The 21,098-nt window shown below is 61.5% G+C and carries 23 protein-coding genes; 12 read left to right on the plus strand and 11 right to left on the minus strand.

Features of this window, described 5'->3' with window-relative positions:
• Positions 1-33: 33 nt before the first annotated feature.
• From C6W91_RS08685 to C6W91_RS08700, 4 genes are all read right to left on the minus strand, one after another.
• A complete protein-coding gene (locus C6W91_RS08685; RefSeq protein ID WP_274835930.1) occupies positions 34-2,715 on the minus strand; it encodes a sensor histidine kinase in 2,682 nt (893 codons plus the stop codon).
• Positions 2,715-3,107: a hypothetical protein gene (locus C6W91_RS08690; protein ID WP_274829036.1), complete on the minus strand. Its 393-nt coding sequence runs from the start codon at positions 3,105-3,107 to the stop codon at positions 2,715-2,717. Before C6W91_RS08690 ends, C6W91_RS08685 begins: the two co-directional genes overlap by 1 nt.
• A gap of 67 nt (positions 3,108-3,174) precedes the next feature.
• Positions 3,175-3,555 carry a response regulator transcription factor gene (locus C6W91_RS08695; protein ID WP_065270541.1) on the minus strand — a complete coding sequence of 127 codons (381 nt, stop codon included), beginning with the start codon at positions 3,553-3,555 and terminating at the stop codon, positions 3,175-3,177.
• A 96-nt stretch (positions 3,556-3,651) separates the two neighbouring features.
• Complete coding sequence (locus tag C6W91_RS08700) at positions 3,652-4,950, minus strand: helix-turn-helix domain-containing protein (RefSeq protein WP_274837206.1); 1,299 nt, start codon at positions 4,948-4,950, stop codon at positions 3,652-3,654.
• 234 nt (positions 4,951-5,184) lie between these two features.
• Here C6W91_RS08700 and C6W91_RS08705 point away from each other — a divergent pair, with 234 nt between their 5' ends.
• The 8 genes from C6W91_RS08705 to C6W91_RS08740 all read left to right on the plus strand — a co-directional run bounded on the left by C6W91_RS08705 (position 5,185) and on the right by C6W91_RS08740 (position 12,131).
• A complete protein-coding gene (locus C6W91_RS08705) occupies positions 5,185-6,531 on the plus strand; it encodes a substrate-binding protein (protein ID WP_065270543.1) in 1,347 nt (448 codons plus the stop codon).
• 159 nt (positions 6,532-6,690) lie between these two features.
• Positions 6,691-7,713 carry a branched-chain amino acid ABC transporter permease gene (locus C6W91_RS08710; RefSeq protein ID WP_370570765.1) on the plus strand — a complete coding sequence of 341 codons (1,023 nt, stop codon included), beginning with the start codon at positions 6,691-6,693 and terminating at the stop codon, positions 7,711-7,713.
• A gap of 4 nt (positions 7,714-7,717) precedes the next feature.
• Positions 7,718-8,920 (plus strand): branched-chain amino acid ABC transporter permease, encoded by a 1,203-nt coding sequence (locus C6W91_RS08715; RefSeq protein WP_065270545.1) that lies wholly within the window; start codon positions 7,718-7,720, stop codon positions 8,918-8,920.
• Between the two features lie 13 nt (positions 8,921-8,933).
• On the plus strand, positions 8,934-9,689 hold the full coding sequence (locus C6W91_RS08720) for an ABC transporter ATP-binding protein (RefSeq protein ID WP_065270546.1): 756 nt from the start codon (positions 8,934-8,936) through the stop codon (positions 9,687-9,689).
• Between the two features lie 12 nt (positions 9,690-9,701).
• The gene (locus C6W91_RS08725) at positions 9,702-10,457 is read left to right on the plus strand and encodes an ABC transporter ATP-binding protein (protein ID WP_274837207.1); all 756 of its coding nucleotides are present in this window, start codon (positions 9,702-9,704) and stop codon (positions 10,455-10,457) included.
• A gap of 259 nt (positions 10,458-10,716) precedes the next feature.
• Complete coding sequence (locus C6W91_RS08730; RefSeq protein ID WP_065270548.1) at positions 10,717-10,977, plus strand: PepSY domain-containing protein; 261 nt, start codon at positions 10,717-10,719, stop codon at positions 10,975-10,977.
• A gap of 78 nt (positions 10,978-11,055) precedes the next feature.
• Positions 11,056-11,598, plus strand: coding sequence for a cytochrome b/b6 domain-containing protein (locus C6W91_RS08735; RefSeq protein WP_065270549.1), 543 nt, complete (start codon positions 11,056-11,058; stop codon positions 11,596-11,598).
• Complete coding sequence (locus C6W91_RS08740) at positions 11,595-12,131, plus strand: helix-turn-helix transcriptional regulator (protein ID WP_274837208.1); 537 nt, start codon at positions 11,595-11,597, stop codon at positions 12,129-12,131. The genes C6W91_RS08735 and C6W91_RS08740 overlap by 4 nt, the downstream gene beginning before the upstream one ends.
• 31 nt (positions 12,132-12,162) lie before the next feature.
• Here the strand turns inward: C6W91_RS08740 and C6W91_RS08745 are convergent, their stop codons facing one another.
• Positions 12,163-12,966, minus strand: a complete 804-nt coding sequence (locus C6W91_RS08745) for a 3-hydroxybutyrate dehydrogenase (RefSeq protein ID WP_274837209.1) — start codon at positions 12,964-12,966, stop codon at positions 12,163-12,165.
• On the minus strand, positions 12,963-14,471 hold the full coding sequence (locus C6W91_RS08750; RefSeq protein ID WP_274837210.1) for a class I adenylate-forming enzyme family protein: 1,509 nt from the start codon (positions 14,469-14,471) through the stop codon (positions 12,963-12,965). The genes C6W91_RS08745 and C6W91_RS08750 overlap by 4 nt, the downstream gene beginning before the upstream one ends.
• A gap of 99 nt (positions 14,472-14,570) precedes the next feature.
• Between C6W91_RS08750 and C6W91_RS08755 the strand changes: the two genes are divergently transcribed.
• The 4 genes from C6W91_RS08755 (at position 14,571) to aat (ending at position 17,921) form a co-directional block, all read left to right on the plus strand.
• Positions 14,571-15,107, plus strand: a complete 537-nt coding sequence (locus C6W91_RS08755) for a LuxR C-terminal-related transcriptional regulator (protein ID WP_065270553.1) — start codon at positions 14,571-14,573, stop codon at positions 15,105-15,107.
• A 202-nt stretch (positions 15,108-15,309) separates the two neighbouring features.
• Positions 15,310-15,807 (plus strand): acetyl-CoA carboxylase biotin carboxyl carrier protein, encoded by a 498-nt coding sequence (gene accB, locus C6W91_RS08760; protein WP_065270554.1) that lies wholly within the window; start codon positions 15,310-15,312, stop codon positions 15,805-15,807.
• 9 nt (positions 15,808-15,816) lie between these two features.
• A complete protein-coding gene (accC, locus tag C6W91_RS08765; protein ID WP_065270555.1) occupies positions 15,817-17,166 on the plus strand; it encodes an acetyl-CoA carboxylase biotin carboxylase subunit in 1,350 nt (449 codons plus the stop codon).
• 122 nt (positions 17,167-17,288) lie between these two features.
• Positions 17,289-17,921: a leucyl/phenylalanyl-tRNA--protein transferase gene (gene aat / locus C6W91_RS08770; protein WP_370570766.1), complete on the plus strand. Its 633-nt coding sequence runs from the start codon at positions 17,289-17,291 to the stop codon at positions 17,919-17,921.
• On the opposite strand, the gene C6W91_RS08775 is transcribed toward aat, so the two are convergent.
• The 5 genes from C6W91_RS08775 to clpX form a co-directional block, all read right to left on the minus strand.
• The gene (locus C6W91_RS08775) at positions 17,885-18,250 is read right to left on the minus strand and encodes a DUF2155 domain-containing protein (protein WP_065273488.1); all 366 of its coding nucleotides are present in this window, start codon (positions 18,248-18,250) and stop codon (positions 17,885-17,887) included. The two genes, aat and C6W91_RS08775, sit on opposite strands and share 37 nt — an antisense overlap.
• An 83-nt stretch (positions 18,251-18,333) precedes the next feature.
• Positions 18,334-18,789, minus strand: a complete 456-nt coding sequence (gene mlaD / locus C6W91_RS08780) for an outer membrane lipid asymmetry maintenance protein MlaD (protein ID WP_065270557.1) — start codon at positions 18,787-18,789, stop codon at positions 18,334-18,336.
• 55 nt (positions 18,790-18,844) lie between these two features.
• Positions 18,845-19,231, minus strand: a complete 387-nt coding sequence (locus tag C6W91_RS08785; protein ID WP_065270558.1) for an NADH:ubiquinone oxidoreductase subunit NDUFA12 — start codon at positions 19,229-19,231, stop codon at positions 18,845-18,847.
• 108 nt (positions 19,232-19,339) lie between these two features.
• On the minus strand, positions 19,340-19,702 hold the full coding sequence (locus tag C6W91_RS08790) for a RidA family protein (protein ID WP_274837211.1): 363 nt from the start codon (positions 19,700-19,702) through the stop codon (positions 19,340-19,342).
• Positions 19,703-19,810: 108 nt separating this feature from the next.
• Positions 19,811-21,076: an ATP-dependent Clp protease ATP-binding subunit ClpX gene (clpX, locus tag C6W91_RS08795; protein WP_065270561.1), complete on the minus strand. Its 1,266-nt coding sequence runs from the start codon at positions 21,074-21,076 to the stop codon at positions 19,811-19,813.
• Positions 21,077-21,098 lie beyond the last annotated feature (22 nt).

Genomic DNA, 21,098 nt, shown 5'->3' on the forward strand with positions numbered 1-21,098 from the left:
ACGGAGGGTTACCAAGATCTTTATTTCTGGGCTTTATGCGGCTTTTTCACGGATACCGGAAAGGGTTACCCGGAAGGCGCCGCCAGAGGCGCCTGCAAGATAGGAAATATCGCCATCCAGCCGCTGCACAATCTCGCGGCAGATCGCCAGCCCGAGCCCCGCTCCGCCAGCCCGCTCCGGGCTAACCCTCGAAAACTTCTCGAAAATCATCTGCTGGAACTCGGGCGGAATGCCGCTGCCGTTGTCGATGAAATCGATCAGCACCTGCGAGCCCTCGCGGGACACGTGGATGCTCAGCTCCGGATGTTCCGCGTCGCAGTATTTCTGGGCATTGGCGATCAGGTTGATAAAGACCTGCGCCAGCCGGTCCAGATCCGATGAAATCTTAATATCTTCACTTGCAGGATCCCGCAGCACCCGCATTGGGGTATCAAATCCCGCTACAGCTGTGGAAACCGCATGGTCCAGCACCTCCTTCAGCGTGCCACGGGTCATGTTGAGGCTGACCTGGCCGCTTTCCAGCACGCTAAGATCCAGCAGGTCGTTCAGCAGGCGCGTTAGCCGCAACGCCTCGTCATGGATGATGGTCGCATATCGGGCCTTTCCCTCCTGCGCCAGGGTATCATCGTCCCGCAGGATTTCGGAAAAGGCTCGGATCGAGGTCATCGGCGTGCGCAATTCGTGGCTGACCTGGCTGAGGAAAGCATCCTTCTGGCGCGAAATCTGCGTCAGTTTTTCGTTGGTTTCCCGCAGCTTGCGCGCCGTCCTGGACAATTCGGCAGACTGCATTTCCAAACGGTTCGAATATTCCAGCATCTGCGCTGTCTCATCCGCCACCGCCAAAAGATCCTCAACCGAAACGGAAGAGCCACCAACGATCTGACCGATCATCGCATGCGCTGCGGCCGCCCCGATCGACGCGCTCAGCTCGCGTTCCAGCCGCTCAAGGAACACCGGCGTCGGCTCTGGAAGGCTACCCCGACCGCCCTGCCGGGCCAGTTCGCGCTGGAAGAATGCCTGTGCCTCGGTGGCGCCCAGGATCCTTTGCGACATCACCATCAGGTCTTCGCTCTGCGCCACCGAGCCGGTCCAGCCGCGCGGGCCGGATGAGTGATCGAAAACATTGACGAATTGCGCGCCCTGCAGCCGCTCCATCGGGCTTGGGAAACTGGCCAGCGACACGATGCAGAACACCACGGCATTGAGCCCAATGGACCAAAGGACGGCATGCACCGTGGGGTCCAGCGCCTCGATCCCGAAAAGGGCGTGCGGGCGCAGCCAGGACAGGCCGAACAGACCTTCGGCCAGCACTGCATCGGGCAGAACCCCTCCGCCGAGGGTCGGCAGCAGCATGGTATAGGCCCAGATGCCAAAGCCGACGGTCAGCCCTGCCAGGGCGCCGCTGCGGGTAGCACCGCGCCAGAACAAGCCGCCCACCAGCGCCGGCAGCATCTGCGCCACCCCGGCAAAGGAAATCAGGCCGATCGCTGCCAAAGCCGCGCCGCCGCCGGACAGCGTGTAATAGAAGTACCCCAGCGCCATGATCACCGCGATGGTCACACGGCGGGTAAACAGCACCACATCACGCACATCCCCGGAGACCGAGGCCCCCGCCGCGCCCTGCAGCCGCAGCCAGATCGGCATCACGATATGGTTCGACACCATGGTCGACAGGGCCATAGCCGCTACGATCACCATTGAGGTTGCCGAGGAAAAGCCGCCAAGGAAAGACAGCATCGCAAGGTTCTGCTGCCCCTGATGCAGCGGCAGCGTCAGAACGAAAAGATCCGGGTTCGCCCCCGTCGGCAGCAGCTCAAGCCCGATGGCGGCGATGGGCACCACGAACATCGACATGAGCAGCAGGTAGGTCGGAAATGCCCAGGCCGCTATGCGCAGATGACGCTCGTCCTCGTTTTCGACGACCATGACCTGAAACATGCGCGGCAGGCAGACAAAGGCGGCAGCGGCAAGGAAGGTAATGGTGGCCCAGCGGCCCCCGTCCACCTGCCACTGGCCAATACGCGAGGCATCAATCCGCGCAAACGTTTCTGGCAGCCCGCCAGCGATGCCCCAGACCACGAAGATCCCCACTGCCAGCAGGGCGACCAGCTTGACCACCGCCTCCAGCGCAATCGCCGTCACCACCCCGTGGTGGCGCTCGTTGGCATTGAGGTTACGGGTGCCGAACAGGATGGCAAAGACGGCAAGGCCCGCCGAGACCCAGAATACCGTCTTGGTCTCGTTATATCCGCGCAGGGGATCAGCCTCGGCGAAGATTGAAAAAGACAGGGTAATGGACTGCAATTGCAGTGAAATATATGGCGTCACCCCGATCACGGCCAAGATGGTCACGCCGATGGCCAGCGTGTTGGACTTGCCATAGCGCGCCGATAGAAGGTCGGCGATGGAGGTGACGCGCTGACTGCGCCCGACCCGCACCAGTTTGCGCAACCCCCACCACCAGCCCAGCATGACCAGCGTCGGCCCCAGATAGATGGTGATGAATTCCAGCCCCGAGCGCGCTGCGTATCCCACCGCGCCATAAAAGGTCCAGGCGGTGCAATAGATCGACAGTGACAGCGTATAGGTCAGCGGCGAGCGCATCCAGGCGGCACTGCGCCCCCGACTGGCCATCCGGTCCGCAAGAAAGGCCACAAGAAATAGCAGCGCAACATAGGTAAAACAGACCAGGACCAGAACATTGAGAGAGGCCATCAATCGCGCGGAGCCTCTGCGCTGCCCTGCTCTGTCCCAGAACCAACCGCCGCGTCCTGTGCCTGATAGGGCTCAGCTTCGGAATGCCCGCCTGCGGTCCAGTGTTCGGCCCAGCGGCGCACCGCTTCTCCAAAGGCAAGGCTGACCGCGATCAGGATCGCCCAGACCACAAAGATATAGATGATGGCCGAGGACATCGCCATGCCCCCATGGCTGCCCGGCGCAGGATAGGGATCGGGGTCGGGCCACATCAAAGGCATCAGGAACAGCAAGGCGCCCAGGATGGGCAACAGCCGGGCAATATCCATCAGGCGGCGACGGCGATAGGTGCGCCGCTCGACAAAGGGAGCAGAGATCTCATCCTGCCGCCCGGCCCCGTCGCCCCGGATCATGAGCGTCCCCGGTCAGGGCGGCAGCCAAGGCTGCCTCCTGTTGAGTGCCAAATCCGACCGCTCGGGGTCATCCCTGGCTGGCCTGAGCGTGCAGGTCCCGCACGGCTGTCAGAACCTCGGAGTTGGAAAAGGGCTTGGTCATGAACCGGGTCACGCCAGCGCGTTCGGCCATTTCCCGGTCCTTCATCTGGCCGCGGGCGGTCAGCATCAGAACCGGTAAGGAGGCAAACCCGTCGACCTCACGCAGCTCACGGATGATCTCAAGCCCGCTTTTGCCCGGTAGCATCAGGTCCAGAATCACCAGATCCGGCTGGGCCTCGCGTATCACCTCGACAGCGCCGGTCCCATCGGCGTAGGCATCAACCTGCCAGCCATCGCGCGTCAGAAGAAAGCGGATCGCCTCAGTGATATTCGGCTCATCCTCGATCAGAATTACGTGTCTGCTCATTGGCAGAAGGTCCTCCCAGCGCCGCTCCCCGGACCCATAACGGTCCCGGCGCACATGCCCGTTTCACGTTAGAGTAGCCGCGCAGCCCCGCAGCTGTCAAAACTCTTCCTTCAGGATCGACGGCTCGCGGCGGGCCGGACATCCCCGGCGCGGGCAGATCCGGCAGCTGGCGCCCACAGGTTGCGCGCCTTCCGGCACTTCGCTTTGCGGCAGGATCAGCATCACCGCGTGATAGAGCGGATCGCTGTCGAAATCCGGTGTCACATGATCCCATGCCACCGCCAAACATTTAAACGCCAGCGCCGAGCGCCCCTGCTGCACCACGTTGCGGCGTACCGGCACGTGCGGGCGCGCCAACGCGGTATAAATCGGCCAGAGCGGGCATGAGGCGCCAAAACGCGGCAGTGCAAATCCGGTCACCGGTTTGCGCACCAAGATCGAGCCCGAGGCATCGCAGATCACCAGCCCGGCCTCCTGCCCCAGCACTTCAAAAGGCAGAAGACCGATACGGCGCAGCACCGTGGGCAGGTCACAGCCGAACTGTTCCGCCAGCGCCCCAGGGCGAATACCCCCCTTGTCCAGTGCCACCCGCAATGGCTCCAGCGGCAGCGCTGCGGCATCGCGCTGATATTGCTCCAGTGCGCCGCGGGCGATCAGCCTTGCTGCATCGCTGACCAGTTCCGGCGCGCCAGAAACCAATTCCTCCGGGCTGCCGCTGCCGGTTTCCAAATCCGGGAAATGATAGCCTTGGGCGAGGAAGAAAGCCTCGGCCTCTTCATGCGGCACTCCGCGCCGGTCTGCGCCCGTATTGCTTTCGTCAAGAAAACTCACCAAGGCGCGGCTACTTTCGGCCAGCCGCAGGGAATCCTCGTTCAGGTTCTTGTGGAACCGGTCGCTCCACTCCGGCTCCAGCTCATTGGTTTCGGCCAGGATCGACGCGGTCGAGCGGATCGCCGCAGCGGTCGACAGGACCTCGTGCAGCGAAGCGGCCAGATGCGGATCGTGTGTCAGCCGGTCCGACAGGGTCTGCACCGTCCGCTCCAGCGTGGCAATACGGCGGTGACTGGTGGCCAGCACCTCGGCCCAGCCGGGGAACCGGCCCGCGAACTCATCCGCCCGGTCCAGCTCAGCCACGGGCACGCCGCTGTCTGCTGCTGCTTCGCGCAGGCTGGCGATCAGCGCCGCTTCGGCGCCCTCGCTCAACATCGAAGGTTCAACCCCCAGAACCTGCGCGATCCCGACCAGCAGTTTGCCGCCGATTCTGCGCCTGTTGTGTTCGATCAGATTGAGATATGAGGCCGAAATACCGGCCGCGCGGGCAAGTTCCGCCTGACGCATCCCGAGGATGAGCCGCCGTTCGCGGATTCTGCTGCCGGTCAGAGTGTCACGTGCCATTTTACAGGTCTTTCCCAAAAGGCCGCTATTTCAAGGGCTTTCCGCGGCGCGGCATAAGTTTCTTTACAGAATGCCGTGGAATACTGTTCATTTATTTACAGAATAAGTCTGCTTTACAAGGGATTTATTGCGCGATTTTACAAGCTGCCCTCATACTGATTTTGCACGAAAACCGTGCCGACGCCGAGCGGAAGTGAGGAGCTGCTAGGCGTTAAAATCTTAAGGGAGGATTACATGTCCAAATCTGATGTCTCGCGTCGCGGGGTACTGAAGTCCGGTGCCATGATGGGCGCTGGCGTTGCGCTTCCGACGATCTTCACTGCGTCGTCCGCAGCCGCTTACACCAACGAGCCGACCGGCAGCACCGTCACCCTCGGCTTCAACGTGCCGCAGACCGGCCCCTACGCCGATGAGGGCGCAGACGAGCTGCGCGCATACCAGCTGGCAGTCGAGCACCTGAACGGTGGCGGCGACGGCGGCATGATGAACACCTTCAGCTCGAAGGCGCTGAAAGGGAACGGCATCCTGGGCAAGGAAGTCAAATTCGTCACCGGTGACACCCAGACCAAATCCGACGCGGCCCGTGCATCGGCCAAGTCGATGATCGAAAAAGACGGCGCGGTGATGATCACCGGCGGCTCGTCCTCGGGCGTTGCCATCGCGGTTCAGGGCCTGTGCCAGGAAGCCGGCGTGATCTTTATGGCGGGTCTGACCCACTCCAACGACACCACCGGTAAAGACAAGAAAGCCAACGGCTTCCGTCACTTCTTTAACGGTTACATGTCGGGTGCCGCGCTGGCGCCGGTGCTGAAGAACCTCTATGGCACCGACCGTAACGCCTATCACCTGACCGCCGACTACACCTGGGGCTGGACCCAGGAAGAATCGATCGCAGCCGCGACCGAAGCCCTGGGCTGGAACACCGTCAACAAGGTACGCACGCCGCTGGCCGCGACCGACTTCTCGTCCTATATCGCCCCGGTTCTGAACTCCGGCGCCGACGTTCTGGTTCTGAACCACTATGGCGGCAACATGGTGAACTCGCTGACCAACGCGGTTCAGTTCGGCCTGCGCGACAAGATCGTCAACGGCAAGCAGTTCGAAATCGTCGTTCCGCTCTACTCCCGCCTGATGGCGAAAGGCGCCGGCGAAAACGTGAAGGGCATTCACGGTTCCACCAACTGGCACTGGTCGCTGCAGGACGATGCATCGAAAGCCTTCGTGCAGTCCTTCGGCACCAAATACGGCTTCCCGCCCAGCCAGGCGGCGCATACCGTTTACTGCCAGACCCTGCTTTACGCAGATGCATGTGAGCGCGCAGGCACCTTCAACCCCTGCGGCGTGGCCGAGGCTCTGGAAGGCTTCGAATTTGACGGTCTGGGCAACGGCAAGACGCTGTATCGCGCCGAAGATCACCAGTGCTTCAAAGACGTTCTGGTTGTGCGCGGGAAAGAGAACCCGACCTCCGAGTTCGACCTCTTGGAAGTTGTCGAGGTCACCCCGGCCGCTCAGGTTACCTATCCGCCGGATCACCCGATGTTTGCAGGCGGTGCCCTTGGCACCTGCAACCCGGGCGCCTGATCCGAGTGAAAAGCCGGGCGCGTCTTGCGCCCGGCCCCTTTCAGAAACGTCCGTCCATTCATCTGCCATGCGGAGCGCCTCCGCACAGAACGCCGGGGCACGTCCCGCGAACGGTCGGACTCTATCACTTCCATACTGAAGAACCCGAAGGTGGGGACTATGGACGCAATCCTATTGCAAATCTTGAACGGGCTGGACAAAGGCTCGGCCTATGCGCTGATCGCGCTGGGTTTGACACTCATTTTCGGCACGCTGGGCGTTGTGAACTTCGCCCACGGCGCATTGTTCATGATCGGCGCCTTCTGCGCCGTGACCCTGCAGCGCATTCTGAACCTCAGCTTTGAGACCGTCGACGAGAGCCAGAAAGACTTCCTTGGCAACCCGCTGAAGGTCAAGACGCCCTATGTTGAATCCTGGTTCGGCCCCGAGGTGGGCGGCGCGATCATCGACTGGGCGGTGCCGCTGGCGATCCTGTTTGCGATCCCGATCATGATCTTCGTCGGCTACGTGATGGAACGCGGGCTGATCAAGCATTTCTACAAGCGCGAACATGCGGACCAGATCCTCGTGACCTTTGGCCTGGCCATCGTGCTGCAGGAAATCGTCAAGTATTTCTATGGCGCGAACCCGATCCAAACCCCGGCCCCCGAGGCACTGAACGGCGTTGTGAATCTCGGCGTGGTCATCGGCATGGACATCGTCTATCCGGTCTGGCGCGTGGTCTACTTCTTCTTTGCGGTGGTGATCATCGGTGGCATCTTCAGCTTCCTGCAATTCACCACCTTCGGCATGGTTGTGCGCGCCGGGATGGCAGACCGGGAAACCGTCGGCCTTCTGGGCATCAACATCGACCGCCGCTTTACCATCATGTTTGGTATTGCAGCTGCGGTCGCGGGACTTGCCGGTGTGATGTACACGCCGATCAACTCTCCCAACTACCACATGGGCATGGACTTCCTGGTTCTCAGCTTCGTGGTTGTGGTTGTGGGCGGCATGGGCTCCCTGCCCGGCGCCGTTCTGGCCGGCTTCCTTCTGGGGGTTCTCGAAAGCTTTGCTTCGATGAATGAAATCAAATCCATTCTCCCCGGCATCGACCAGATCATCATCTATGTGGTCGCGATCATCATTCTGCTCACCCGCCCGCGGGGCCTGATGGGCCGCAAAGGCGTGATGGAGGACTAAGCACATGTTCGGACTGGACAAAAAAGACACTCGAATGCTGCTGCTGGTCGCCATCCTGGCCCTGTGCGCACCATTCATCCTGAACCCCTTCCCGGCAGACAGCGCCATGGCGCAGTTCAACGCGGGCTATCCTGACCTGATGCAGCGTTTCGTGATCTTTGGGATCTTCGCAATCGGGTTCAACATTCTCTTCGGCCTCACCGGCTACCTCTCCTTTGGCCACGCGGCTTTTCTGGGGGTGGGCTCCTACTCGGCGGTCTGGATGTTCAAGCTCCTGAGCATGAACGTCGTCCCGGCCATCATCCTGTCGGTGATCATTGCGGGGCTGTTCGCGCTCCTGATCGGATTTGTGTCCCTGCGCCGCTCGGGCATCTACTTCTCGATCCTGACGCTGGCCTTTGCGCAGATGTCGTTCAACCTGGCCTATTCGGTGCTGACGCCGATCACCAACGGTGAAACCGGCCTGCAGCTGACGCTGGAAGACCCCCGCGTTCTGGGTGTCTCTGCCACCGCGGACGGCTCAATCCCTGTGACAAACTTCTTCGGGATGGAGATGCGCTCGACCTTTGAAATGGCTGTGGGTCCCTGGGCCTTCCAGTTCAACGCGGGCTACTATCTGTGCGCGCTCGTTATGCTGGCCTCCTTCTATCTGGCGATCCGCATCTTCCGCTCGCCCTTTGGCATGATGCTGCGGGCGGTGAAATCGAACCAGCAACGGATGAACTACACTGGCCTCAACACCCGTCCCTACACCCTGGCTGCCTTTGTGATCTCGGGCATGTACGCCGGCCTTGCTGGTGGCCTGATGGCTTCGATGGACCCGCTGGCAGGCGCCGAGCGCATGCAGTGGACCGCCTCGGGTGAGGTGGTTCTGATGACCATCCTCGGCGGTGCCGGCACGCTGATCGGTCCGGTTCTGGGCGCGGGCTTCATCAAATACTTCGAAAACATCTTTTCGAAGATCAACGACAACGTTCTGCACAGCTGGTTCAGCTTTATGCCCGACGGGATCGAAGACTTCATGGTCTTCATCGTCCACCCCTTCATCGGCAAAGGCTGGCACCTGACACTGGGCATCCTGTTCATGCTGGTGGTGATCTTCCTGCCGGGTGGCCTCGTCGAAGGCGGGCAGCGCATTGCAGGCTGGTTCAAAGGGCGCAAGTCCAAGGACAGCTCGGCCAGCAAAAAAACCGAACCTGCGGAATAAGGAGACAGGATCAATGGGTATCCTCGAAGTCAAAAACGTGGGCAAACGGTTCGGCGGCCTTCAGGCGCTGTCGGATGTGAACCTCAGCGTCAAGGAAAACTCCGTTCACGCCATTATCGGCCCAAACGGGGCGGGCAAATCCACCCTGCTGAACTGCCTGGTGGGCAAGCTGATCCCAGACACCGGATCGGTCATGTTCGACGGTCAGTCGGTGCTGGGCCGGGCGCCTTATGAGATCAACCAGATGGGCATTTCCCGCGTGTTCCAGACGCCCGAGATCTTTGGCGATCTCACCGTATTGGAAAACATGCTGATCCCCTGCTTTGCCAAACGGGACGGGGCGTTCGAGTTGAACGCCATCGCCTCGGTCGCCAAGCAGAAGGATGTGCTGGAAAAGGCCGAGCAGATGCTGGTGGAAATGAACATGGCGGACAAGCGGCACATGCATGCCGCCGCCATGTCGCGCGGCGACAAACGGCGTCTTGAGATCGGCATGTGCCTGTCTCAGGAACCCCGCCTGTTGCTGCTGGATGAACCCACCGCCGGCATGGCGCGGGCGGACACCAACAACACCATCGATCTCTTGAAACAGATCTCGGACGAGCGCGACATCACCATCGCCATTATCGAACACGACATGCATGTGGTGTTCAGCCTGGCCAACCGGATCACGGTTCTGGCGCAGGGCACGCCGCTGGTCGAAGACGATCCGCAGAACATCCGTGGCAACCCCAAGGTGCGCGAAGCGTACTTGGGCGAAAGCGCATAAGGAGAAACAGAGATGAACGTCAAACCGGATTTCTCCAAGAACGCCAACCAGGCGACAACAGCTCCGGCCTTCCTGTCAGTCTGGGACATGCACGCCTATTACGGCGAAAGCTACATCGTGCAGGGCATCAACTTTAACGTCCACGAAGGCGAAATCCTTGCCCTGCTGGGCCGCAACGGCGCGGGCAAGACATCGACCCTGCGGTCGATCGCCCGCACCGGCAGCCCCTTGGTCACCCAGGGCGAGATCTGGCTGGACCACCAGCCGCTGCACAAGATGGAAAGCCATGAAGCGGCCGCCGCCGGTCTGGGTCTGGTACCCGAGGACAGGCGCATCATCCCCGGCCTGACGGTCGAGGAAAACCTGCAACTGGCACAGATCGCACCGCCCATCGGCTGGTCCATCGAGCGCCTTTACGACCTGTTCCCGCGCCTTGGTGAACGGCGCAAGCAGGAAGGCGTGACCCTTTCGGGGGGTGAGCAGCAGATGCTGGCCATTGCCCGCGCACTGGCCCGGGACATCAAGGTGCTACTACTGGATGAACCCTATGAAGGCCTCGCGCCGGTCATCGTGGACGAGATCGAAAAGACCCTCATCCACATCAAGGAACAGGGCATGACCACGATTCTGGTGGAACAGAACGCGGTGCGCGCGCTGGAACTTGCCGACCGGGCGGTCATTCTGGACACCGGCGGGATCGTCTTTGACGGCACCGCCTCCGAGGTTCTGGAAAACGCCGAGCTGCGCGCCGAATATCTGGCGATCTGATCTCAATTCTCCCCGTCGCACTGGAGTTGTGACTGGTGCGGTTACCTCAAGACCGGTTCCCCTCGGAGCCGGTCTTTTTTGTTTCGCAGCAGGGAAATAGCGCAAAAACCTGCATAAACCAGGGTTATACGCGCCCGGTTTAGCCTCCGCATCCATCCCGCGATCTATTCCAGATCCGCCCTGCCCGCTCCGATATGTCCACCACGGCCCGCATGGCGTGCCGCAGTCACATCAGACTGTCACATCAAGGAGACTTATCATGTTCAAACCTTCTGCCCGCATCCTGGCCCTCGCCCTTGTCCTGCCTCTGTCGCTGCCCGTCGCGGCGCTGGCCTCGGATGGCAAGCCCAGCGCCGAAGTCGAAGCGCAGATCCGCGCCACACTGACCGAACAGGGCTATGAGGTGCGCAAGATCGAATCCGAAGACGGCATGTACGAGGCCTACGCCCTGAAAGACGGCAAAAAGCTGGAGATCTATCTGAACGACAAGATGGAAATTATCCGCGTCAAGGAAGACTGATACCAGCCCGGGCGGAGCCGGGATGCACGTACCGCTCCGCCCGACCAAATGCCGCATCCATTCGATTGGGAGACCCTCATGCAACGTCACTATGTCTGGGATCCGCTGATCCGTCTGTTTCACTGGTCACTTGTCATTCTGTTCGCCGCTAATGCGCTGCTGACCGATCCGGACGAACGGATTCACGAGGTATTGGGGTACGTGATCGTTGGCCTGATCGGGGTGCGCATACTCTGGGGGGTGATTGGCAGCCGTTATGCCCGGTTTTCCAGTTTCCCCCCCAGTTTCTCGGGCGCTGTCGGGCAGCTGACGGATATTGCCACTGGGCGGGTGCGTCCGCACCGGGGCCATACGCCGCTTGGCGCCCTGATGATCTACAACCTGCTGCTGACGATCCTTGGCATCGGTCTCACCGGCTATCTGATGACCACCGACATGTTCTGGGGCATCGAATGGCCCGAAGAGCTGCACGAAGCACTGGTCACCTGGGCCGAAATCTCGGTCGTGCTGCATATCGCTGCGGTGATCTATGAAAGCCGCCGCACAAGGGTCAATCTGGCGCGCTCCATGGTCTCGGGGTACAAGGACCTACCGACGAGTCCCCCGGAGACCCAACAGTGACCAACAGCAGATTTGACCCGGCCCAACCCTCCGTTCTGATCGCCCTGATCGTCGTGCAGTCCATCTGCGCGGCGATCTTTCTGGGTGATATCATTGCCGATCTTCTGATGCCCGGCGCGATGAATACTGAAGGGCGGCACGCGGCGATCGAAGCGATTGCCACCTTCGGCCTGATCGCCGCCATCGTAGTCGAAGTCCGTATCCTGATGTGGCTCTTGCGGCGCAAGGCGCATCTGGAACAAAGCCTGAAGAGCGCGCAGGGCGCCATTCAGGAAGTCATCGATACCGAGTTTTCCACCTGGAACCTGACCCCGGCAGAGCGGGATGTGGCGACCTTTCTGGTCAAGGGGCTGAGCACTGGCGAAATCGCCCAGATGCGCGGCAGCGCCGAAGGCACCGTCAAGGCGCAACTCAATGCCATCTACCGCAAATCCGGCAGCGGCAACCGCGCCGAATTGATGAGCCTTCTGATCGACACGCTGATGGGTCACGGCAAGGACACCGCCCCGGAACCGCTGGCCAAATCTGGCTGACCGGCGCATCCGGGACGGTATGTTTTGGCGCCTACTGCGCGGTCCAGCCGCCATCAACCGGAATGGCGGTGCCGGTGACGTTATGCGCCACGGGTGCACAAAGCCACAGCGCCAGCGCGCCGATTTCCGACGGGTCAGACAGACGTTTGCTAGGCTGTTTTTCGGACAGAAGATCGGCGATCCCCGCCTCCCTGTCACCGCCCATCTGCGCTGCCCGCGCCGCCACCTGCGGCTCGATGATGGCGGTTTCGGTCCAGCCCGGACAGATGCAATTCACCGTCACGCCGCCGGTGTCTCGGCTGCCCTGATCGGCATACTCCAGCGCCGCCACCCGACCAAGACCAACGAGACCGAATTTCGCGGCCACATAGGGCGCCTTGTCTTTGCTGGCGACCAACCCGTGGACCGAGGCGATATTGATCACCCGGCCAAATCCGCGCGCCGCCATGCCCGGCAGCGCCGCCTGCATGATGTGAAAGGCCGCCGACAGATTGACCGCTAGGATCGCATCCCAGGTCTCGCGCGGCATTTCGGCCAAAGGCGCGGTTTTCTGGATCCCGGCATTGTTCACCACGATATCTGCGCCGCCCCAGTCCGCAACGGCGCTCATCAGCGCATCAATCTCCTCAGGCTGGCTCAGGTCCCCGGCAAAGAAGCGTGCTTCGGGCGCCCCAGCCTCCAGCAGGGCCTCCGTCGCCGCCTGCGCGGTTGCTTCATCGGCGATGCCATGCACCGCGATACGGGCGCCCGCGGCCGCCAGTTCCTTGGCGATGGCAATGCCGATCCCCTGAACCGATCCCGTCACCAGCGCCGTCTTTCCAGTCAGATCCGTCATGCGTTTTCCTCCAGCATTTTGCGCAGCTCGGTCTTCAGGACCTTGCCGTAGTTGTTCTTGGGCAGCTCCGCCGTGCGGATATAGGCCTTGGGCCGCTTGAAGCGCGCGATCTGATCGTTGCAAAGCGCATCCAGCTCTGCCTCGGGTGCTGTCCCCACGATAAAGGCCACCACCTCTTCGCCCCAGTCGGCGTGCCTGCGCCCCACGACCGAGACCTCCTGCACATCCGGGTGCATCAGCAGCACCTCTTCGACCTCGCGCGGGTAGACGTTCGACCCGCCGGTGATGATCATATCTTTGGAACGGTCCTGCAGCGTCAGATAGCCCGCTGCATCCATGACGCCCATGTCCCCGGTCATCAGCCAGCCGTCTTTCAACGTTTCTGCGGTGGCGGTCTCATTGTTCCAGTAGCCCGGCATCACCGCATCGCCACGCACCATGATCTCTCCGACCTCTCCTGGCGGCAGCGCTGTGCCATCCGGTGATCCGATCTGCACCTCAACCGGGCTTTGGGCGCGGCCCACACCAGCCAGGCGGGCGCGCCATTCGGGATGGCTGCGGTCGATCACGTCATGACGGCTGAGCGCGGTGATCCCCATCGGGCATTCGCCCTGTCCGTAGATCTGTACAAAGACCGGACCGAAATGATCGACCGCCTCGATGATGTCCGCCAGATACATCGGGCCGCCCGCGTAGACGACCGTGCGCAGACCGCGTCCGCTGCGCCCGGCCGCCTTGGCCTGCGCGGTCATGCGCGTCACCATGGTAGGCGCGGCGAACATCTGCACGCGGCCAAAATGCTCGGCCAGATCGAAAATCTCATGCGGTTCAAATCCCCCCGACGGCGGGCAGACATGGGCGGCGCCGACCAGCACATGCAACATGGCATAAAGGCCTGCGCCGTGGCTCATCGGGGCGGCATAGAGGATCTGATCCTCAGCGCTGGCCGCATCCACATCGTTGAGATAGGCCAGCGAGACCGTGACCAGCATCCGGTGGGTGATCATCACCCCCTTTGGCCTGCCGGTGGTCCCCGATGTGTAGAACAGCCAGGCCAGATCCTGTGGTGCCCGCCGGACCGGCGCAGTCGCAGGATCCGCAGCCAGCACAGCGGCACCGTCTGCACCGAAGAAGTCGATGATATCCAGCGTCACCCCGGCCTCGCGCAGGGCCGTATCCAGACCAGCCGAGGCAAAGACCAGCCGGGTGCCGGAGTTTTCCAGGATATAGGCCGCCTCGCGCCCATGCAGCTTTGCGTTGACCGGCACCGCCGCCGCCCCGGCATACCAGATCCCGAACAGGGCGATCAGATAGTCCGGGCAATTCTTCATGAAGATCGCGACGCGGTCCCCCGGCTCGACCCCTTGCGAGACCAGCCAGCCCGCAACCCGCGCAGCCTTTTGGTGAAAGTTGCCGTAATCCGCCACCTGATCGCGGCCCAGAAACAAGGCAGGACGGTCCCCGCCCGCCGCAGCCTGACGGGCCAGCCACATTCCGATATTCATGCTAATCCTCCCATAGCGCGCCCTGTTGAGCGGCAGAAATACATTTCCATGCGGCCTCGGCCTCTTCAATTCCGCAAAAATACCCGGTTAATAGAGGTCATGACAGATATCGCCTTTAGCCATGCGCCCGTCGGCCTTGCCGTGCTGGAACGCCGTGTGATCAAACGCTGCAATCTCCAGTTCGCCGCGACCTTTGGCGGGGAGCCAGCCGACTATGACGAAATGCTGATCGCGGATCTTTATCCCACCCAGGAAGAGTTCCGTCGTATTGGCGCGCTTTTGCAGGAAGAAGAGCACCGCACCGGCAGCTATAGCGACGAACGCATCATGCGCCGCCGATCAGGAGAACTCTTCTGGTGCCGGGTGCGCGGGCGATCCGTGTCGCCAGAAGCGCCGTTTCAGACTGGTGTCTGGTCCTTTGCCGATATCTCGGACGACCGCCCCGTGGTCAGCCTAACCCCGCGGGAACGCGAGGTTGCCATTCTGACCTGCAAGGGCCTGTCGGCCAAGGAAATCGGCGCCAAGCTGAACCTCTCCTACCGCACCATAGAAACCCACCGGGCGCACCTTCTGGAAAAGTTCGGCGCCCGCAAACTGCCCGAACTGGTGGCCAAGCTGACCGGGATGCCATTATGAGCCTTTAAGAGGCCGTGACAGCTGCCTTTGGCCAATCACAGGCCCCTCTGCAATTGCGAATCCCGCGCGACGCCCCCATGTTGGCGCTAATAGACCGCGCATGATCGGCAGCGCTTTCCTTGTGGTAAAGCTTGGCCTATAAGCGCTCTAATTTCCAGCCTGCGACATCTTCGCAGGCCTGTCGGAACCGGCTGAGGACAAAATGACAGAAAAATCTCACGAAGCTGACGTGGCATTCATCAAGGCGCTGGCGGAACTGCTGCGCGAAAACGACCTGACCGAACTGCAGGTCAAACGGGACTACGGTGAAGATGACAGCCTGAACGTGCGGGTTTCACGGCAAATCGCCGCCGCCCCTGCCCCGGTGCAGACGATCGCAGCGGCACCGGCCGCTGCCGCCGCACCGGCCCCTGCAGCAGCCGCTGCAGCTCCGGCACCGGAAGCCGCAGAAGACCCCGCCAGCCACCCCGGCGCGGTGACCTCGCCTATGGTTGGCACCGTCTATCTGCAGCCCGAACCCGGCGCGCCTTCCTTCATCAAGGTCGGTGACAGCGTCAAAGAGGGTGATACTCTGCTGATCGTCGAAGCGATGAAGACGATGAACCACATCCCCGCGCCGAAATCCGGCACGGTGAAGCGCATTCTGGTCGAAGACGGCGCCGCCGTGGAGTTCGGATCCCCCCTGGTCATCGTCGAGTAAGGATCCAGCATGTTTGACAAGATCCTGATTGCCAACCGCGGCGAGATCGCCCTGCGCGTGATCCGGGCCTGCCGAGAGATGGGCATCCAGTCCGTCGCGGTGCATTCCACCGCCGATGCCGATGCGATGCACGTGCGCATGGCAGATGAGTCGGTCTGCATCGGCCCGCCCGCCGGCAACCAAAGCTATCTGTCGATCCCGGCGATCATCTCGGCCTGTGAAATCACCGGCGCCCAGGCGATTCACCCCGGGTATGGCTTCCTGTCGGAAAACGCCAACTTCGTGCAGATCGTCGAGGATCACGGGCTGACCTTCATTGGCCCCTCGGCTGCGCATATCCGCATCATGGGCGACAAGATCACCGCCAAGGAAACCGCCAAGGAACTGGGCATCCCCGTGGTGCCGGGCTCCGAAGGCGGTGTGCCGGATCTGGCCACGGCCAAGGCCGCTGCGGCCGACATGGGCTATCCCGTGATCATCAAAGCTACCGCTGGTGGCGGTGGACGCGGCATGAAGGTGGCCAAGGACGAAGCCGAGCTCGAAATGGCCTTTTCCACCGCCCGCTCCGAAGCCAAGGCAGCCTTTGGCAATGACGAAGTCTATATGGAGAAATACCTCCAGAAGCCGCGTCATATCGAGGTTCAGGTCTTTGGCGACGGCAAGGGCACCGGTCTGCATCTTGCCGAGCGTGACTGCTCGCTACAGCGACGCCACCAGAAGGTTTTCGAAGAGGCCCCCGGCCCTTCGATCAGCCCGGAAGAGCGCGCCCGTATTGGCAAGATCTGCGCCGATGCTATTGGCAAGATGGGCTATTCCGGCGCCGGTACGGTCGAATTCCTTTACGAGGACGGCGAGTTCTACTTCATCGAGATGAACACGCGCCTGCAGGTGGAACACCCGGTGACCGAAGGTATTTTCGGTGTCGATCTGGTACGCGAACAGATCCGCGTTGCCTCGGGTCAGCCGTTGTCCTTTGGTCAGGACGATCTGCAGATCAATGGCCATGCCATCGAAGTGCGGATCAACGCTGAAAAACTGCCGAACTTTACCCCCTGTCCCGGCAAGATCACCGCGTTCCACGCGCCGGGCGGTCTGGGTGTACGGATGGATTCGGCGCTCTATGACGGCTATTCGATCCCGCCCTATTACGACAGCCTGATCGGGAAACTGATCGTGCACGGCCGCGACCGGCCCGAGGCGCTGGCGCGTCTCAGCCGCGCGTTGGGTGAGCTGATCGTCGATGGCATCGACACCACCGTTCCGCTGTTCCACGCCCTGCTGCAGGAGCGTGACGTGCTGGCCGGGGATTATGACATCCACTGGCTGGAGCACTGGCTGGAAGAAAACCTGCCCGCCTGAGGGCCGGGCTGCAAATGATCGCGACGGGGCGCGTCCATGCCCGCCCTGTCGCCTGAGGGCCTGCCAATAAGGAAAAGGCCACCAAGACGACCGAAGCCACCAAAGCCCCCGGGGGCACCCGCATGAGCCTTACGCCCGAACTCTTGCTGCATGCCTATTCCGTTGGCGTCTTCCCCATGTCAGAACACCGCGACGATCCGGAGATCTTCTGGGTTGATCCGAAACGGCGCGGTATCCTGCCTCTGGATGGGTTTCACATCTCCCGCTCGCTGGCCAAACGCATCCGCAACGGCGGCTTTTCGATCACCATCAACCGCAATTTCGCTGGTGTGGTCGCGGGCTGCGCCGACCGCCCGGATACCTGGATCAACGGCGAGATTTTCGACCGTTACATGGATCTGCACCGGATCGGCCATGCGCATTCGATTGAGGTGCGGCATGGCGATGAACTGGTTGGAGGCGTCTATGGGGTGTCGCTCGGCGCGGCGTTCTTTGGCGAAAGCATGTTCTCGCGCCAACGGGATGCATCAAAGGTGGCGCTGGCCTATCTGGTGGACCGGCTGCGGCAGGGCGGATTTGTTCTGTGCGACACACAGTTCCTGACCGATCATCTGGCCTCACTCGGCGCGATCGAGATCAGCCGTGCGGCCTATCGGCGACAATTACGCGACGCCATGGAAGGGAGTGGCGATTTCACCCGCCCGCAGACACCGACGCCTCACTCGCTTTTGCAGCGGATGACCCAGACGTCATAGCGGTTGTGATCCAGCGCGTTCAGCGCCGGGCTTGAGGCGATCATCCAGCCTTCAAAGAAGACTTCGCCATTGGCCGGGCTGCGCACGGTGAGGAAGGCATAGGCATCGCCGGTCGGGTTGTCAGCAGGATAACGGCATTCGCCCAAAGTCACGATCAAGCCCAGGATTTCTGCGCTGCCACCGACGGGGATCTCGGCATCCACCGTGCGCCCGTTGACCTTATCAAGGCCGCGCAAAACGGCAGCAGAGCCCGATGCGGCCTGTTCTTGTGCCGCCTGATCCTGTTCTGACAGCTCCTGCGTAATCACCGCCTGCGCCGCGGCATCCATCGCGGTCAGGCCGAACCCGGCACAAACAGCGCAGCCCCAAAGCAGCGCCGATCTGACAGTCCGCAGCCGGGCCGCAAGGAGCGTCACTGGTCTTCTCCACCACTTCCGGAAACGAATTTCACCAGAAGCGAAATCAGGCTGACGGCGCCTTGAGTGTCGAGGATCTCTTCCCCGGCCTCCAGGTTCAGCGGCGAACCACCGGGCATGATTTCGACGAAGTTACCACCCAGCAACCCTTCGGAGGAGATCACTGCAGAGCTGTCGTCGGGAATCACGATGCCATTGTCGACGGTAAAACTGGTATCGGCGCGGAAGGTCTGCGGGTTCAGCTCGACCCCGGTGACGGTGCCGATCTTGACCCCGGCCAGCCGCACATCGGTGCCGACGGTGACCCCTTCGAGAGAGCGAAAAGAGGCGCTGAGCGGATAGCCAGCCCCGCCGCGCGACAGGCCCGCAGCCTGTCCAGCGTAGACGGCAAAGGCAAGCGCCGCCGCAACGACAACGCCACCGGCCAGAACCTCTGTGGTATTATGGGACATATCGCCTGCCTAAATCGTTATTTGTCGTCAGCTGACACCGCAAAGGTATCAGGGGTTACTCGGGAACCCAGGCCTCGTAGTCGCTGCGCCGCTCAGGCTCACCGCCACGGCGGATCGATCCGGCCGGAGCATATGCCAGCGCGGTGCCGGTCAGGTTTTCCTGATGCGGTTTTTCCCAGGTCTTATGCGCCAGCGGCTTGTCGCTCGGCACCTCGTCAAAGGTCCGGTGCAGCCAGCCGTGCCAATCGGGGCTGACGCGCGAAGCTTCGGCCTCGCCGTTGAACATGACCCAGCGGCGGCTGTCATCGGCATTGCGGTAGAACACATTGCCCGCGTCATCCTCGCCCACTTTGATGCCTTTGCGGCGGGTGTAGATAGCGGTGTTGAGCGTGGAGCCGTTCCACCAGGTCACAGCGCGCAGAAGAGAGTTCAGGATTCCCATGGGTGCCTCCGAAAATGTTGCCCCTGATATGGCGTACTTTCGGCGCGAGGTCCAGTGGGTTGCCACCCTGTGGCTAACAGCATGGCAGGAATTGGCACGATCCCAGGTTTACTGGGGCAGAAGGGCCGTAACTTCGATTTCGATCCGGTACTTTGGATCGATCAGCCCGCATTCGATCATGGTTGCAGCGGGGGGATTATCCCCAAAGGTTTCGGCCAGCATCGGCCAGCAGGCGTCGAATTCAGCCCGGTCCGGCAGGTAATAGTTCACCCGCACCACATCGGCAAAGGAAGCGCCAGCCTCCGCCAGTGCCTTTGCAATGATATCCAGCGCCGAGCGGCACTGGGAGACAACATCCTCCCCCTGCCCCACGGTGCCTGCGACATGCACGAAACCACCCGCCACAACGGCCCGGCAATAGCCGACCTTTCTCTCAAATTCACCGCCGGATGAAATGCGTTTGATCGTCATGAAATGCCCCTCTCTGTATTGAAGCCCAAACCCCATAGAAAAAGGCGAACGTCAAAACGACGTTCGCCCCTTCCACGCAACAGCGCAAATGCAATCCACATCAGCGGGTTAACCGGCCGATGCGGATTCCTTTTCGTCAGCGTAGATCATCAGAGGCTGCGCATCCGATGTCACCGCTTCCTCGTTCACGACTACCTTGGTGACGTTCTCCATGCCCGGCAATTCGAACATGGTGTCGAGCAGGATATCTTCGAGGATCGAGCGCAGGCCCCGGGCACCGGTTTTGCGTTCGATGGCTTTCTTGGCAATTGCCATCAGCGCCTCGTCGGTGAAGTCCAGCTCGGTGTCTTCCAGCTCGAACAGGCGCTGGTACTGTTTGATCAGCGCGTTCTTCGGCTTGGTCAGGATGGTGACAAGCGCGTCCTCATCCAGATCTTCCAGCGTTGCCAGAACCGGCAGACGGCCAACAAATTCCGGGATCAGGCCGAATTTCAGCAGATCTTCGGGTTCCAGATCCTGGAAGATCTCGCCCACACCGCGGTCATCGTTGTCACGCACATCGGCGCCAAAGCCCATGGCAGAGCCCTTGCCGCGCTGCGCGATGATCCGGTCGAGACCGGCAAAGGCGCCACCGCAGATGAACAGGATATTGGTGGTGTCCACTTGCAGGAATTCCTGCTGCGGATGCTTGCGCCCACCCTGCGGCGGAACGGAGGCCACGGTACCTTCCATCAGTTTCAGCAGCGCCTGCTGCACGCCCTCACCCGACACGTCGCGGGTGATCGAGGGGTTTTCCGACTTGCGGGTGATCTTGTCGACCTCGTCGATATAGACGATGCCGCGCTGCGCGCGTTCGACGTTGTATTCCGACGCCTGCAACAGCTTGAGGATGATGTTCTCCACATCCTCGCCCACGTAACCGGCTTCGGTCAGCGTGGTGGCGTCAGCCATGGTAAAGGGCACATCCAGAATGCGCGCCAGCGTCTGCGCCAGCAGCGTCTTGCCGCAGCCGGTCGGGCCGATCAGCAGGATGTTGGATTTTGCCAGTTCGATATCGCTGGCGGTTTTCTGCGCGTGGTTCAGGCGCTTGTAGTGGTTGTGCACCGCCACCGAAAGAACCCGCTTTGCCGTGGCCTGACCGATCACATAATCGTCAAGAACCTCGCAGATGTCCTTGGGCGTGGGCACGCCATCGGTGGCCTTCAGCCCCGACGCCTTGGTTTCTTCGCGGATGATGTCCATGCACAGTTCGACGCATTCGTCGCAGATGAACACGGTCGGTCCTGCAATCAGCTTGCGCACCTCATGCTGGCTTTTGCCGCAGAAGGAACAGTAAAGCGTGTTCTTGCTGTCGCCGCTTGAGTTCGTTGCCATGATCTACCTTTCAGTCCGCTCG

The sequence above is a fragment of the Phaeobacter sp. SYSU ZJ3003 genome (assembly GCF_041300735.1).
GTDB lineage: Bacteria > Pseudomonadota > Alphaproteobacteria > Rhodobacterales > Rhodobacteraceae > Phycobacter > Phycobacter gallaeciensis_A.

Excerpts from the sequence above, each read along its gene's own strand:
- C6W91_RS08685 (WP_274835930.1), bottom strand. The coding sequence starts at position 2,715 with ATGGCCTCTCTCAATGTTCTGGTCCTGGTCTGTTTTACCTATGTTGCG.
- C6W91_RS08690 (WP_274829036.1), bottom strand. The coding sequence starts at position 3,107 with ATGATCCGGGGCGACGGGGCCGGGCGGCAGGATGAGATCTCTGCTCCC.
- C6W91_RS08695 (WP_065270541.1), bottom strand. The coding sequence starts at position 3,555 with ATGAGCAGACACGTAATTCTGATCGAGGATGAGCCGAATATCACTGAG.
- C6W91_RS08700 (WP_274837206.1), bottom strand. The coding sequence starts at position 4,950 with ATGGCACGTGACACTCTGACCGGCAGCAGAATCCGCGAACGGCGGCTC.
- C6W91_RS08705 (WP_065270543.1), top strand. The coding sequence starts at position 5,185 with ATGTCCAAATCTGATGTCTCGCGTCGCGGGGTACTGAAGTCCGGTGCC.
- C6W91_RS08710 (WP_370570765.1), top strand. The coding sequence starts at position 6,691 with ATGGACGCAATCCTATTGCAAATCTTGAACGGGCTGGACAAAGGCTCG.
- C6W91_RS08715 (WP_065270545.1), top strand. The coding sequence starts at position 7,718 with ATGTTCGGACTGGACAAAAAAGACACTCGAATGCTGCTGCTGGTCGCC.
- C6W91_RS08720 (WP_065270546.1), top strand. The coding sequence starts at position 8,934 with ATGGGTATCCTCGAAGTCAAAAACGTGGGCAAACGGTTCGGCGGCCTT.
- C6W91_RS08725 (WP_274837207.1), top strand. The coding sequence starts at position 9,702 with ATGAACGTCAAACCGGATTTCTCCAAGAACGCCAACCAGGCGACAACA.
- C6W91_RS08730 (WP_065270548.1), top strand. The coding sequence starts at position 10,717 with ATGTTCAAACCTTCTGCCCGCATCCTGGCCCTCGCCCTTGTCCTGCCT.
- C6W91_RS08735 (WP_065270549.1), top strand. The coding sequence starts at position 11,056 with ATGCAACGTCACTATGTCTGGGATCCGCTGATCCGTCTGTTTCACTGG.
- C6W91_RS08745 (WP_274837209.1), bottom strand. The coding sequence starts at position 12,966 with ATGACGGATCTGACTGGAAAGACGGCGCTGGTGACGGGATCGGTTCAG.
- C6W91_RS08750 (WP_274837210.1), bottom strand. The coding sequence starts at position 14,471 with ATGAATATCGGAATGTGGCTGGCCCGTCAGGCTGCGGCGGGCGGGGAC.
- C6W91_RS08755 (WP_065270553.1), top strand. The coding sequence starts at position 14,571 with ATGACAGATATCGCCTTTAGCCATGCGCCCGTCGGCCTTGCCGTGCTG.
- accB (WP_065270554.1), top strand. The coding sequence starts at position 15,310 with ATGACAGAAAAATCTCACGAAGCTGACGTGGCATTCATCAAGGCGCTG.
- accC (WP_065270555.1), top strand. The coding sequence starts at position 15,817 with ATGTTTGACAAGATCCTGATTGCCAACCGCGGCGAGATCGCCCTGCGC.
- aat (WP_370570766.1), top strand. The coding sequence starts at position 17,289 with ATGAGCCTTACGCCCGAACTCTTGCTGCATGCCTATTCCGTTGGCGTC.
- C6W91_RS08775 (WP_065273488.1), bottom strand. The coding sequence starts at position 18,250 with ATGGATGCCGCGGCGCAGGCGGTGATTACGCAGGAGCTGTCAGAACAG.
- mlaD (WP_065270557.1), bottom strand. The coding sequence starts at position 18,789 with ATGTCCCATAATACCACAGAGGTTCTGGCCGGTGGCGTTGTCGTTGCG.
- C6W91_RS08785 (WP_065270558.1), bottom strand. The coding sequence starts at position 19,231 with ATGGGAATCCTGAACTCTCTTCTGCGCGCTGTGACCTGGTGGAACGGC.
- C6W91_RS08790 (WP_274837211.1), bottom strand. The coding sequence starts at position 19,702 with ATGACGATCAAACGCATTTCATCCGGCGGTGAATTTGAGAGAAAGGTC.
- clpX (WP_065270561.1), bottom strand. The coding sequence starts at position 21,076 with ATGGCAACGAACTCAAGCGGCGACAGCAAGAACACGCTTTACTGTTCC.